A 14,175-nucleotide genomic window follows, 5' to 3' on the forward strand; every position below is an offset into this window, starting at 1 on the left:
CCTTATTTGTTTACGCTTACAAAGTGATTTTAACGGATTTTGATAGTTGTTTGAATAGAAAAAAAAGTATAGAAATGTAAAAAAATAGAGGTTTCTTTTATTCCTTAGAAGATAAACAATAAAAATCCGCGATTTCATTTCCTCTTCAATGAAATCGCGGTTCTCACTATCTATTCATAGTTTTCAGCAAAAATCTCTTCACATTTCTTCGTAAATGCATCGTAAGTTTCTTCTGGTGTCATTGTGCCATAGGTGATCTCAGCATACAACTCTTTAAAGTAAGTATTGATTTCTGCAAAACCAATCGGCGGAACCGGTGAAGGGTCACCCACGATATCGGCAATGTCATCTAAGAAATCGGATGATTCTTGTTCATCAGCTGTCATATCATCATATAAAATTTCTTTCACAGCATCGTTCGCAGGAATCCCACGCTCTGTTCCAATGATTTTATTGGCTTCTTCACTATTGACTAAGAAATCAACAAATTTAGCAGCAGCTTCTTTTGATTCAGATTTATTGGCTATAGAATAGAAGAAACCTGGTCGATAAGCCATTGCTCCATCATTTGAATCAAACGGACGAGCCAAGCTCATTTCGACGCCTTCGGCAGCAGAAGCTTTATACGTCAAGTATTGGTTAGACCAAGTCATCATATATGCGGCTTTTCCCTGAGAAAACGGATATTCATCAAAACTTTTCGCATTACTTGTCACTTCCGCTGTCGGCATTGCCTCATTTTTTGTAAGGTCAGCAATTGCGGACATGAATTCAACCCAGTTATCTTTCGTAAAACCGACTTCTGGTTTACCATCTGCGTCATACTTGTATAAGTCTTCGCCTTTGGTACGTAAGAAATACTGCATGATTGTGCTGTTGTCGTTATTGTCATTCCATCCGTAATCACCAGTTGCTTTTGCTATACCTGCAGCACTGCTGACAAAGTCATCAAAAGAATAGTCTGAAAAATCGATATCCACACCACCTTGATCAACTAAACTAGGATTGTACAATGTAGCCATGGTATTGACAGAAGCAGGCACGCCATAAATACTTCCGTCAAGCTCCCCAGTGGCTAAAATCGAATCTTTGATATCCTCTGTCTTGATTTCATTTCCGATATATTCGCTCATATCAGCCAGTTGATTTTTAGTTCCATATTGGGCAATATATTGCAGGTCCATTTGGATGACATCAGGTAATTCTCCAGAAGCTGATTTGGTCGCTAATTTTTTCCAATAGTCATCCCAAGAACCATATTCATATTCTACTTTGATATCTGGATTTTCTTTTTCAAATTCTTTGATTGATTCGATATACTTCTCATGCCTAACTTCCGAACCCCACCATGTAAATGAAATCGTTGTTTTTCCGTCAGCATCCTTGCCTCCATCATCGGCACTGTTTCCATTGTTGCCGCAACCCACTAGTGCTGTACCCAATGCTAGTATGCCGAATGCTTTGAAAATCGTTTTTTTCATTCTTTATTTCACTCCTTCTTTTGTTTGCGCTTACAAAGTGATTGTACCGAAATTCAAGCAGAATAAACATGTAAAAAAAAGAGCAAATATGTAAAAAAATAGATGGCAGCCCTTTGTTAAGCTACCTGTTCTTTTTTTTAAATACGAAAAAGAAGAAAAGCAGAGTAAAAATGTAAAAAAACAGAGTTGCTCTAATTTTTCATTTTTTTTATGCTATACTATCGATGAAAAGGCTTTCTAAAACAAAAAAGGCTGGTGTTTACCATGAAAAAAATCCAAACTGGTATGATGAATTTTTTCAATATAACCGCATATTTGGCTAAACTTAATTTACTCTGGCTACTATCTACCTTATTAGGTGGCGTGATCTTTGGTGTTGGGCCCGCTACTGCTGTCACCTTAAGATATCTGCATATCTTCAGAACAACTGGACATGATTATGAGAGTCGCGAGTATTTTCAAGCGTATAAAAAAACATTTCGACAATTTGCTCCTCTCGGCCTCGCTATTCTAATTGTGTTCAGTCTCCTTTTACTGAACTTCCGCATCATGGCGCTGTATTTTTCAACGATTGCATGGATCATTCCGATATATGCGGTTTTCGCAATATTATTGCTCTATACCCTAATATTGAGTGTTATTACCTATGCTAAATCAGACTCTCCATCCTTTAGACAAGCCGTATATGTCAGTATTTTTATGGTTTTTCGTTTTCCGTTTCAAGGACTAGCGCTCTTATTCTCATGGTACTTATTACTTTTGCTTCTTTCAGCAAAAACATCCATCTTTCTGATTTTCGGCGTGTCTTTATTTCTATTTTTTGGTGAGTTTTTTCATCATCAGATGATCGTTAAGATCAATCACCTGAACATAAAGCGAGGGGCATCAAGTGAGGAACATACATCTAATCAATCGCTTTAAAAACTTTTCTTTTCAGCGCCAATTACAACTAGTATTGTTTGCAACTGTTGCCTTTGTCGTTAGCTTGGCAGTGATTTTAACCCTAGTGTGGCGACAAGCATATCTGACCCAAATCAAAGAATCTGCTTACAAAGATGTATCGATTATCTCTACGAACATCGCTAAGAGATTAAATGCTGTTGAAACGCTATCTTTTCGAATCATAGATAGTTATTCTATTCAGAATAAACTTCAAACACTTTTAACGAATCAACAAGATCCCACTTTCGATTTGATAAACGTGAAAAATGAGCTCAATACGGAAATCAATGATCTAACCCGGAATGAATCCGCTATCCAAAATGTGTATCTATTCAATCCAGATAACGAAAATATGATCAATTTTATTGCCGAAAAAGCATATAATTTTAATGGCTATACCATCCCTGAAATGACTGAAAGTTTACCAGATGAACCAGCTAAAGGTAGTTGGTTTTTTTCAAAAGATTTATCACAAGCAGTTTTTTTAAGAAAAATCTATTCAACGATCAATTTTTCCTTGACGCATACTGGAACTGTTATTTTCCTAGTGAATACGTCTTTTTTTCGCAACGAAGTGGGAAATTTACCAATTGTTTCATCTCAGAACCAATTTTTCTTGCGTTACAAAGATGAGCTTTACAGTACAACTGAAAACGAGCAATCTTTAAGATCGTTCCAACATGAGTTTCAGAATGATGTAGATATTGAGAACGTTTCGATTGGATCTATGCTATTTGAAAATCACCAATTTTATTATACGTCAGACAACAAAACAATGGCTGGCATGAACTTTATTTATTTATTACCAGAAAATCAAGTACTTGCAGATTTATACAACTTGCAGTGGCTCACAATCGCCGTTGCGCTTCCTTTTTTAGGACTCGTTATCCTCCTGATCAGGAAAATAAGCCATCAATTGATGCGACCATTGGCAAACATTGCCTCACAGATGGGAAATTTGCGGCAAACAAAAGAAATTGCCTCATTAAAAACACTCGCATTACCAGAAAATAGTCAAGAAGAAATTTTGATTTTGTATGAAAGCTACAATACGATGATTGCTGAATTAAATGCATTGATCAAAGACAATTACGAGATGCGGATTTTATCGCAAGAAATCGAATTCAAAGGACTTCAAGCTCAGCTAGATCCCCATTTTCTCTATAACACATTAGACTCGATCAATTGGATTGCCATTGAAAATCAACAGTGGCAAATATCTGAAATGGTCACTTCATTGGCACATCTATTTCGGAAAAAAATTGACACTGATTCTGATTTCACAACCTTGCAAGATGAACTTGATATCGTACATGCTTATATCAATATCCAAAAAGTGCGTTTTGGCAAAAGAATTGAATACATCGAAATGATTTTAATCAATGATTTACACGTAACGATACCCAAATTACTGATTCAACCCTTGATTGAAAATGTCTTTAAATATGCTGTCACAAATATGAAACAAACTTGTCGATTGGTGCTGAGTATTGAGAGTCAGTCAAACTTTATCCAAATCAGTGTATCGGACAATGGGCCCGGTTTTGCCATCGACTTTGATCTGAACAAGCAAGGTGGCATTGGCTTGAATAATATAAAAAATAGACTCAATTTACATTATGGTTCTGCAGCGTCACTTTCGATCGTATCCTCAATTCCCAATAAAAAAACCATTGTTCGTCTACTGATCCCAAAAGTAAAGGAGTGAATCTTATATGAAAAACGTGATTGTAGTTGATGACGAAGCTTTGATAGCCAATGGCGTAGCAAAATTGGTCCAAACATTTGACCTGCCATTAACCATCAAAAAAATTTTTACGGATAGTGAAGAAGCGCTAGCTTACTGCCAATCAACGCCGATCGATATTGCTATCACAGATATCAATATGCCAAACTTGAACGGTCTGGAACTTATCAAGCAATTGAAAGAAATCAATCCAACGATCCAAATCATTATTTTGACTGGATTTGGCAGCTTTACATTTGCAAAAGAAGCGATGTCATTAGGTGTGAAGTTTTTCCTAGAAAAGCCTATTCTTCCTGATAAAATGCGCGCTGCTTTGCTAGAAACATCACAATTATCTGAACGAAGAAAATTAGAATCCAAATTGTATCTCAAACGTCAAATTGAACAATTTATTAACAGTTGCGGTGAAGAATGTTTACCAGATGAAGTGTCGTTCCCATTTTGCTTATATGTCTATGATTCTAAGTTTTATCATGCGATTGCCAAAAGGATCGAACAATACTCCAAACAACATGAATTGATTGCAGGTCATCAAAACAAAGTAGGATACATTATCAACTTTAGTGTTACAAAAGATTTCAATACGTTCTTTAAGGAGAGAATTCAATCAACACCACTTGGAAAAGGCATTGCCATTAATTGCTTGGTAGATTCCCCAGAGAAGTTTTTAACAAGCTATCATTTAGGAAAAAGACATTTAGATAAAGCCTTTTATTTTGATACATTCGAGGTCATCCATGAAAGCCAAATTTCTCAAGAAAATCTCTACGAAAACCACCTTTATATCGATTACCGGGAAAAACTATTGTCACTAATCATCAAAGGTGAACTTACTCGCTCTCAAGTACTGACAGAGAATTTTTTCTCTACTTGCCGGATGGAACTTTATCCCGTGCAGCTATTACGTTTGCAGATAAACGATTTACTTTCTGTACTCTTTGAAAATTATCGAATTAAAAAAGATATCTATTTTGATGATTATTCTCCAAAAATCATGCTATTGAATCATTGGCAAGAACTTCAATTTATGCTGATTCATTTTATTGACTTAATGCGCCATAACTTGGGTGATAATGAGAACATGCAATTATCTCAAAAAGTAAACCTTATTATTGAAGAATATTATGATCGAGAAGCTTTGTCATTAAAATGGATCGCCAATCACTTGCTCTATTTGAATCCAGAGTATTTAGGAAAAACCTATTATAAAGAAACTGGCACACGCTTTAATCAAAAACTGGCAGAATACCGGATAAAAAAAGCACAAGATCTATTGAAGAAAAATTATAAAGTCTATGAAGTTGCTTCACTTACCGGTTTCAGCAATGCACCTGAATACTTCGTACAAACTTTCAAAAAGATCACCGGTGTCACACCTAAAAAATTCTTAAGCCATCAACAAAATGCCACCTATATTTAAACGTAGCAATGGATGATTACCCACTAAATAAAGACCAAAATCTATTATGATTTTGGTCTTTATTTGCTTGCCTTTATTTGATACACTTATTGATTGCTACAGATCAAATACATGTTTTAAATCGATGGTTCGCGGAGAGTCATCAGAATTTGTTTCCATGATATCAGCCATATAATGCCACCACTTTTGATTGATAGCCGTGCTAGCAACCTGATCCCATCGTTGTTCGTCTTCGATTTCTAAGTACCCATATAAATCATTGGTTTGTGCGTCAAAGAATATGCTATATGATTGGGCGCCCTGTTCTTTGAGCATTTGTCTCATTTCTGGCCAAATCTCTTGGTGGCGCCGTGTATATTCCTGTTCATATCCAGCATATAATTTCATGCGAAATGCTTTTTTGATCATCCTTAGTCACCTTTCTTCTCTTCATCTAATAGACTAGCAAAATGACACAAGCAACTCTGTAAATGCTAGTACCGTCAACGATTGACCATATGGCATTGCTGTAATACCAATAGACCGATAATAATCTAAGTTTTCACCCATTCCAGTACCAATGGAAACATTTTGAACTTCTCCATCTTCAGCAATTTCTTCAACTAATCCCGCCAAAGCACTATAGGCAACTTTTTCCCATGATTTATCGATGTAGCGTTTGTGGACTGCTTTCAAAATACCATAGGCAAAACCTGCAGTAGCTGATGCTTCCACATATGAAGATTGATCTGTAAGTAATGTGTGCCAAAGCCCACCTTTATCTTGTACGTCTTTTAATGCGCTGATTTGATCTACTAATGTATTTGTCAAAAATATGCGAAACGCATCGCCTTCTGGTAATTCTAAAATCTCAATGATTTCAGGAATAGCAATAGTAATCCAGCAGTTCCCTCGCGCCCATAATGCTTCTGCATAGTTATGACGTTCTTCAAATGTCCAACCATGAAACCATAAACCAGTTTTTTTGTCTACCAAATACTTGATATGCAGCATAAATTGTTTTTTTGCTTCTTCAATATAATCTGGTCGATGTAACAACATCCCAATTTTTGCTAATGGCAGTGCTGTCATCATCAAGGTATCATCCCACAATTGGTTGCGATTTTCCGGACCATAGGTAGCATGTTGTAAGCCATCTTCATTGGTTCTTGGCATATCATGCATAACCCACTCAGCCCATTGTTCTAGGTATGGCAAATATTTAGAATCTCTAGTATCTTCATACAGATATGCCATCGCCAATAAGGGTGCCATCGTATTGACATTTTTTGGTGGGGCCCCCTCTTCCATCCGCGCCTCAAACCACTCTTCCACGACTTGTAATGCTTTAGGATTTTTCGTGATTTGATAATTCTTGTATATTCCATACAGCCCCACACCTTGAGGCCAGTTCCAGATATACCAGCTTTTATCATCGACTTTCAATCCATCAAAATCCAATAAAAAATCTCCACTGTCATCTTTAATGATCGTCAGATTATCAATCATTAAATCGATTTTTTCTTCGACGATCTTCTTGTCAATAAACAATTTTTCTAAAATCACCTATTTCTCCACCCTTCATTTTTGTTATAATAAATATAACACGCTTACATTTTACTGAAAATAGCAGTTATTGTGCGTTTGCTATCTATTCTTGCAAAAGCATAAAAAGAGGAGGGGTGATTTCATTGCATCGAGAAAGTGCAGATACAATGATCAATGATCGCTTTGAAGTCTTTCACATCAAAGATCTAGTAGATGAAGACAATACACTTTATCATTACCATAGCTTTTATGAAATCCATTGTACACTCCAAGGCACAGCTGTGTTCTTTATTGATGGTGCCGAGTTTTTATTAGAAGCTGGCACAATTATTTTAATTCCACCAAATGTGCTTCACCGCATCGTTCATCAGACTTCAATGTCTTTCGTTCGTTCGTACATTTATATCAACAGCACATACTTGCAAGCTCTTTCCACCGCTCAAACAGACTTAACAACTTGCTTTCAATCAAACGATGGCCTTAACAGTCGTATATTATCGATTGCGCCTGCTTCATTGACCGCGCTGCTACTACCTTTAAGAAATAAACTAGACAAGAATTTCGGCACTGATTTGGTCTACCAGTCTTTCTTGATTGATTTTTTGATCGCCATCAATAAACTAGCTATTGAAGAAACAGAACCCTTATTTCTATCTCGTTCGATCAACCAAAACAAAGATATCGCAACAACGATCAAATATATCGATGACCATATCTCTGATGATTTGACGTTGAACAAAGTAGCAAAAGAAATCTTCTTGAGTCCCTATGTTTTATCGAGGCTGTTCAAAAAGGAAACAGGGACAACCTTTCATACGTATGTCTTAAAAAAAAGACTGCTTAAAAGCAAAGAAGTCTTAAGAAAAACAAGGAGTGCTTCAGATACTTTTGAGTCTTGCGGTTTTAAGTCTTATACCCATTTTTTACGTTGCTTTAAACAAGAATTCCAATTAACACCAAAAGAATTTCTGAAAGAAGAAGAAAAACATCAATTAATTCGATTTGAGCATTTTCAGGCATCAAAACATAAACATCTCTAAGAGAAACTGCATGACAAAATCTTATAAAAAATGCAAAAGAATCTCCTTTGATCTAAAGAATTCAGCTTCTAAAGATAATGTGCCCTATGTGAAGATTCTTTTTTCTTCAGTTTTGTCCATGAAAAACAGGCAAACACTTATTACGCTATCGAAAAACCGATTTTTTAATGAGAGAGCATAGCCATCATTTTTTCAAGTAAGCTGTCTTGCGATTCGACAATCATATCGGGCAAGAGTTGATTCTCCGACAGCACGTTCTGACGTCTATTGAGCCAAATTGCCTGCCATCCTGCAGCTTTTGCGCCCATAATATCATTTTGGTATGAATCACCAACATACAGTAATTCATTTGGCGAAGCTTGAATATCCCTAGCAGCCTTTAAAAATAGCTTCTTATTCGGTTTGGCAATCCCTTGTTCTGATGAAATAAAGATGCGGTTCTCTGGAATCCATTGCTGAAGCGCTAGTTGTTTGATTTTCATACGCTGGTGGGCACTAGGTCCATTCGTTATGATCCCCATCGTTATATTTGACCGATAACACAAGTCTAATGTTGCTCGTACATCATCAAGCAGCGTGATTTTTTGTTGATAAGCAGAATAGCTTTTTTGAAACGCGGCAGCTTCGGTCAAAGTGATTTGATAGCCAAAATCAGCCATTGCTTGCTGAATACGGTAATGGTGCATATCAGAAACACTGATCGTCCCCGCTTCGGTGTCATGGAATACTGTATCACTATGGACACGACTTCGTTGATATAGTGCGGGGATTGGGATGTCATATAAGGCAAAATGATCATGATAGGCTTGAGAAAAAGGCTGTAACTGGTCATAAAGTGTATCATCAAGGTCGAAAAAAACAGCTTTCATATGGGCTCCTTTGCATGACATATAAACGATATGTGTCATGACTATTGATATTGGTTTCAAACATTGGAAATAAAATTTGAACACATTGTTTCCAATTAAAATGCAAAAAATATTTCTTTATTCTACTATCTCTACTCTATAGGATACCATTTTGATGCGGAAATCAAATAGAGCACTTTAAAACTGAGAATAAATTAAATGAATAAAGTAGATGGATGTTCTATATTTTTAATTATTATCTAAACTCAGTTATTTAAGTCATAACATTGAGCGTCACTAGGGTCAAAATTAAAACCCTTATTTTTTCATCATAGCTTTTCGTATCCACTTAGATGTTACGAACAACTTTTATAGTAAAATGTAACACAAAATAGCTACTACTCGTCCACTGGTAGACAAAAGGTCAAAAAAGATGTACATCCATCCTTTTTGACCTTTTTTTAACTATGAATAGCCCATCATTCAGGCTGAAGATTGAGACTTACTTCCGATACATCTTCAACTCCAAAAATAAATCATTATAGATACCCAAATACTCAGACCCTAGATTCTCATAGACTTCCAAGTGCTGCATCAGTTCATCTGACGGATAGAATTGTTCATCTTCCGTGATTTCATCTGGCAACAAGGCCATTGCGGCTTCATTTGGTGTTGAATAGCCAATGTACTCCGCATTTTGCGCAGCATTCTCTGGTTCCAACATGAAATTCAAGAAGGCATAGGCACCTTCCTCATTTTGCGATGTTTTTGGAATGACCATATTGTCAAACCACAGATTTGAGCCTTCCGAAGGGATCACATAATGGATATGCTCGTTTTCGTACATCATATCGGCTGCTTCTCCTGAGAAAGTCACAGCCACAGACGCTTCTTCATTGGCCATGTACATCTTGATTTCATCAGCTACGATGGCTTTGATATTTGGCGTCATTTCTCGCAATTTATTGAAGGCCTCTTGCAATTCAGTATCATCCTTACTATTCAAAGAATACCCTAGACTGTCTAATCCCAATCCAATGACTTCTCGTGCGCCATCGATCAACATGATACTGTCTTTCAACTCTGGCTTCCAAAGATCATCCCATTCAGTGATCTCACCTTCATCAAAGAACTTGTCATTGTACACGATCCCTAAAGTTCCCCAGAAGTACGGGATCGAATATTGATTGCCTGGATCAAAACTAAGGTCTAAGAAACGGGCGTCAATATTATCTAAGCCTTTGATTTTGTTGTGATCCAACGGCTTCAACAAATCTTCTTCCATCATCTTTTGAATCATGTATTCACTAGGAATCGCAATATCATACGAAGTACCGCCTTGTTGGATCTTCGTGAACATGGCTTCGTTTGAATCAAAGGTTTCATAATTGACTTTATAGCCTGTTTCTTCTTCAAATTTGGTCAATAGATCCGGATCGATGTAATCGCCCCAGTTGTAGATATTCAAGACTTTGGCCCCCGCCATGCCAGAAGAATGTTCTAGTTCACGGACACCGAAGAGCAAAATAAGGACGATCGCAACAATGCCGATAAGCAAAGATTGTAGTCGTTTCATCGCAGATTTGCCACCTCCACTTGATTCCGGCGGTTTTTCCGCAATTTTTTCGAGACGTTTTCTTTACTGATAAAGTAATAACCAACCACGAGAATCATTGAGAACAAGAAGACCAGCGTGCTTAATGCATTGATCTCCAAACTGATGCCTTGTCGCGCCCGGGAATAGATTTCAACGGACAATGTGCTGAAGCCGTTGCCTGTGACGAAGAAGGTCACCGCAAAGTCGTCTAAAGAATACGTAAAGGCCATAAAGTACCCAGCAATGATTCCTGGTGTTAAGAAAGGCAAAATGATATTTTTGATGACTTGCAGATTGTTGGCGCCTAAATCACGGGCGGCATCGATCATCGAATCATTCATTTCTTGCAATTTCGGCAAGACCATCAAAACAACGATTGGAATACTGAAAGCCACATGGGACAGTAATACACTAAAGAATCCCAAACTGAACCCGCGGAATAAACTGCCCACCATTGTAAAGAAAATCAAAAAACTAGCACCGATGATGACATCTGGAGATACCAACAAGATATTATTCAAGCTCAATAAGGCTGTCCGCGTCCGACGTTTTTTTGTATAGTAAATGCCCATTGCCCCAAAGGTACCAATGGCTGTAGCCAATAAAGCCGACAAGAAAGCCAACATAAAGGTATTCAACACAATGATCATCAACCGGGTATCTTGAAAAACAGACTGGTAATGTTCAAATGTAAACCCAGTAAATTCGTTCATCGTTCCGCCATCATTGAAGGAATAGAAAATCAAATAGAAAATCGGCACATACAATAAAATAAACACCAGGATCAAATACAGATTCGACCAGCGAAATTTTCTCATTTACGTTGCCCTCCTTTCTTTTTCTCACCTGTCAGCAACATCACGATAAACATTGCAATAATCAAGATCACACCAATCGTGGAGCCCATTCCCCAGTTTTGTGTCACGAGGAAGTGCTGCTCAATCGCTGTACCTAATGTGATCACGCGATTACCGCCAATCAGACGTGTCAACATAAACAAGGAAAGAGATGGAATAAAGACGGCTTGCACGCCACTTTTTACCCCATTCAGCGACAACGGGAAAATGACCCGACGGAAAGTTTCAAAACTATTCGCGCCTAGATCACGACTGGCACTGATCAAAGAAGGATTCAATTCTTCTAACGCGTTGAAGATTGGCATGATCATAAACGGCAGTTCGATATAGACTGCCACCGTCAAGAAGCTGAAATCAGTAAATAGGATCTGCTTTGGCCCGACACCCATGATTTCCAAGAAGTTATTGACACTGCCATGGATCCCAAAGATTCCAATGAAGGCATAAGCTTTCAACAATAAATTGACCCAAGTCGGTAAAATGATCAGTAACAACCATAAATCTTTGTGTCGCAACTTGGTCAAGAAATAGGCTGTTGGATAACTGATGACCAAGGTGATCACTGTGATCAAAAACGCATACCAGACCGAGTTCAGTGTCATGATCAGGTATTTCCCTGAACCTAAGTAACTTTGATAATTGACCAGTGAAAAATTGCCATTCATATCAAAAAAGGATTGATAAATGATCAATAATACTGGTGCGATGACAAATAGCAATAACCAAAAGATATAGGGTATCGCATAAAAACGACGCATTTTCGCCAATGTGCTTCCCTCCTAATCTTCGTAGCTTTCTAAACGTGCATCAAAGTCTTCTTCAGACTCATTGAACCGCATGACATGGATATCCTCAGGCTCAAAGGATAAGCCGATTTTGCTGCCTTCAACAGCTTTACGTGTAGAATGGACCATCCATTCATTGCCTTGTTCATCATAACAAATAATTTCATAGTGGACACCACGGAACAGTTGGGTATCAACTTCCACCACTAACTTGCCTTTATCCAACGTTGTCAAACTCAAGTCTTCTGGACGGATCACGATCTCAACAGCTTCATTCGGCCGCATCCCGCCATCCACACACTCAAATCGCTTACCCACAAATTCCACGATATTGTCTTCGATCATCGTGCCATTGACAATATTGCTTTCGCCAACGAAATCCGCTACAAAGTGATTGATTGGTTCGTCATAAATATCAACTGGCGTACCACTTTGCACGATTTTCCCTTTGTTCATGACAAAGATCTCATCACTCATCGCCAATGCTTCTTCTTGGTCGTGGGTGACAAAAATAAACGTGATGCCCAAGCGCTGCTGCAATTCCCGCAATTCATATTGCATGTCTGTCCGCAATTTCAAGTCCAATGCCGATAAAGGTTCATCCAACAGCAAGACTTTTGGTTCATTGACGATTGCCCGAGCAATCGCTACCCGTTGCCGCTGACCACCAGACATTTCGCTGATCTCACGATTTTCGTATCCTGGCAACTGGACCAGTCGCAAGGCATCTAAGACTTTTTGTTTGATTTCATCTTTAGGCAGTTTTTTGATCCGTAACCCAAATGCCACATTTTCAAAAACATTCATATGCGGAAATAGCGCATAATCCTGAAAGACCGTATTGACTTGGCGCTGATTTGCCGGCACATCATTGATGCGTTGCCCATCAAAATAAACATCGCCTTCCGTCGCTTCTGAGAACCCGGCAATAATCCGTAAAATCGTTGTTTTCCCACAACCGGAAGGGCCTAGCAACGTATAAAAACGCCCTTCTTCTATATCAAAATCAACACTTTTCAACACCGTTTCATCATCAAAACGCTTCACGACATTGTTGAATGAAATAATTGTTTTTCCCACACTTCTTCCCCCTGTACTTATAAATAAGAATCCGTGACGACAACTAGCACACGGCTTTTTTGTCGCCCGATATTTTTTAATTGATGCGGTTCTGTGGCCTGATAATAGACCGATTGTCCTTTGCGGGCTTTGTATTGTGTATCCCCCAAGGTCAATGCGATGGTGCCATCTAACACATAGATAAATGTTTCTGCTAACGATGGTTCAAACGTTTTGTACTCGCCTTCTTTTTCGAAGGTCAAGAGGATCGGTTCCATCTCTTTTTCGTTGGAATCAGAAATCAGCCACTTGAGTTCATAGCCATTTTCTTCATCAACATAACGGGTACTGTCTTCATCACGATAAACGATTTGGTGATGGGCTTGATCTTCTCGGAAAAACTCTTCCGGCGTTACACCCAAGACTTCCAATATTGTAAAAAAAGTTTCCATTGATGGCGAACTTAAGTCTCGCTCGAGCTGAGAAAGATACCCTTTCGTCAAGTCGGTACGTTCCCCTAGCTCTTCCTGAGTTAGATTTTTTTGGATTCGCAGATTACGCAGCTTATCGCCAATTTCCATAGGCTTCTCCTCCTAAACAGGTGCAACTTTGCAAAAAAAAGTTTGCTATAAGTAAACTCCATGTTTAATTTCACCTTTTCCAGTATACAAATATTTGGAGAAAAAACAAGTATTTTTTATTAGAATACTGTCTTTTTTTCTCTGTTAGGTGCAAGGTACGCCCCGCGCTTTGGCATGCCAATCCACAACCACTTATTTTAGTGTATCGAAGAAGCCTAGATTTGGACATTTTTTTGTTTCTATTTAAAAATGACTGATGAACAAAACGTTTTGTCGCTTCAAGAATCAAAA

Annotated in this window: 13 protein-coding genes; 4 read left to right on the forward strand and 9 right to left on the reverse strand. The window is 38.0% G+C overall.

Going from position 1 to position 14,175, the window contains the following annotated elements; all coding sequences use genetic code 11:
- Positions 1-170 precede the first annotated feature (170 nt).
- Positions 171-1,481, reverse strand: a complete 1,311-nt coding sequence (locus tag AEQ18_RS00555) for an ABC transporter substrate-binding protein (RefSeq protein WP_054114418.1) — start codon at positions 1,479-1,481, stop codon at positions 171-173.
- A 264-nt stretch (positions 1,482-1,745) separates the two neighbouring features.
- Here AEQ18_RS00555 and AEQ18_RS00560 point away from each other — a divergent pair, with 264 nt between their 5' ends.
- The 3 genes from AEQ18_RS00560 to AEQ18_RS00570 are packed head-to-tail and all read left to right on the forward strand — an operon-like array spanning position 1,746 to position 5,590.
- Positions 1,746-2,402 carry a DUF624 domain-containing protein gene (locus AEQ18_RS00560; RefSeq protein WP_054114419.1) on the forward strand — a complete coding sequence of 219 codons (657 nt, stop codon included), beginning with the start codon at positions 1,746-1,748 and terminating at the stop codon, positions 2,400-2,402.
- Positions 2,371-4,131 carry a sensor histidine kinase gene (locus AEQ18_RS00565; protein ID WP_054114420.1) on the forward strand — a complete coding sequence of 587 codons (1,761 nt, stop codon included), beginning with the start codon at positions 2,371-2,373 and terminating at the stop codon, positions 4,129-4,131. Before AEQ18_RS00560 ends, AEQ18_RS00565 begins: the two co-directional genes overlap by 32 nt.
- A 7-nt stretch (positions 4,132-4,138) precedes the next feature.
- Positions 4,139-5,590, forward strand: coding sequence for a response regulator (locus AEQ18_RS00570; protein WP_054114421.1), 1,452 nt, complete (start codon positions 4,139-4,141; stop codon positions 5,588-5,590).
- Positions 5,591-5,686: 96 nt separating this feature from the next.
- Here AEQ18_RS00570 and rhaM read toward each other — a convergent pair whose 3' ends face one another.
- Both rhaM and bglB read right to left on the reverse strand, forming a co-directional pair.
- A complete protein-coding gene (gene rhaM / locus AEQ18_RS00575; RefSeq protein WP_054114422.1) occupies positions 5,687-5,998 on the reverse strand; it encodes an L-rhamnose mutarotase in 312 nt (103 codons plus the stop codon).
- Between the two features lie 33 nt (positions 5,999-6,031).
- Positions 6,032-7,078: a beta-galactosidase BglB gene (gene bglB / locus AEQ18_RS00580; protein WP_054114543.1), complete on the reverse strand. Its 1,047-nt coding sequence runs from the start codon at positions 7,076-7,078 to the stop codon at positions 6,032-6,034.
- Between the two features lie 182 nt (positions 7,079-7,260).
- Between bglB and AEQ18_RS00585 the strand changes: the two genes are divergently transcribed.
- Positions 7,261-8,157, forward strand: a complete 897-nt coding sequence (locus AEQ18_RS00585) for an AraC family transcriptional regulator (protein WP_054114423.1) — start codon at positions 7,261-7,263, stop codon at positions 8,155-8,157.
- A 164-nt stretch (positions 8,158-8,321) separates the two neighbouring features.
- On the opposite strand, the gene AEQ18_RS00590 is transcribed toward AEQ18_RS00585, so the two are convergent.
- The 6 genes from AEQ18_RS00590 to AEQ18_RS00615 all read right to left on the reverse strand — a co-directional run bounded on the left by AEQ18_RS00590 (position 8,322) and on the right by AEQ18_RS00615 (position 13,884).
- A complete protein-coding gene (locus tag AEQ18_RS00590) occupies positions 8,322-9,026 on the reverse strand; it encodes an HAD family hydrolase (protein ID WP_054114424.1) in 705 nt (234 codons plus the stop codon).
- Positions 9,027-9,507: 481 nt separating this feature from the next.
- The gene (locus AEQ18_RS00595) at positions 9,508-10,581 is read right to left on the reverse strand and encodes an ABC transporter substrate-binding protein (protein ID WP_054114425.1); all 1,074 of its coding nucleotides are present in this window, start codon (positions 10,579-10,581) and stop codon (positions 9,508-9,510) included.
- Positions 10,578-11,420, reverse strand: a complete 843-nt coding sequence (locus AEQ18_RS00600; protein ID WP_054114426.1) for an ABC transporter permease — start codon at positions 11,418-11,420, stop codon at positions 10,578-10,580. Before AEQ18_RS00600 ends, AEQ18_RS00595 begins: the two co-directional genes overlap by 4 nt.
- A complete protein-coding gene (locus AEQ18_RS00605) occupies positions 11,417-12,226 on the reverse strand; it encodes an ABC transporter permease (protein WP_054114427.1) in 810 nt (269 codons plus the stop codon). The genes AEQ18_RS00600 and AEQ18_RS00605 overlap by 4 nt, the downstream gene beginning before the upstream one ends.
- Positions 12,227-12,238: 12 nt before the next feature.
- The gene (locus tag AEQ18_RS00610; protein ID WP_054114428.1) at positions 12,239-13,324 is read right to left on the reverse strand and encodes an ABC transporter ATP-binding protein; all 1,086 of its coding nucleotides are present in this window, start codon (positions 13,322-13,324) and stop codon (positions 12,239-12,241) included.
- Positions 13,325-13,341: 17 nt separating this feature from the next.
- On the reverse strand, positions 13,342-13,884 hold the full coding sequence (locus AEQ18_RS00615; RefSeq protein ID WP_054114429.1) for a helix-turn-helix domain-containing protein: 543 nt from the start codon (positions 13,882-13,884) through the stop codon (positions 13,342-13,344).
- Positions 13,885-14,175 lie beyond the last annotated feature (291 nt).

Source organism: Enterococcus sp. RIT-PI-f (genome assembly GCF_001297065.1).
Taxonomy (GTDB): domain Bacteria; phylum Bacillota; class Bacilli; order Lactobacillales; family Enterococcaceae; genus Enterococcus_D.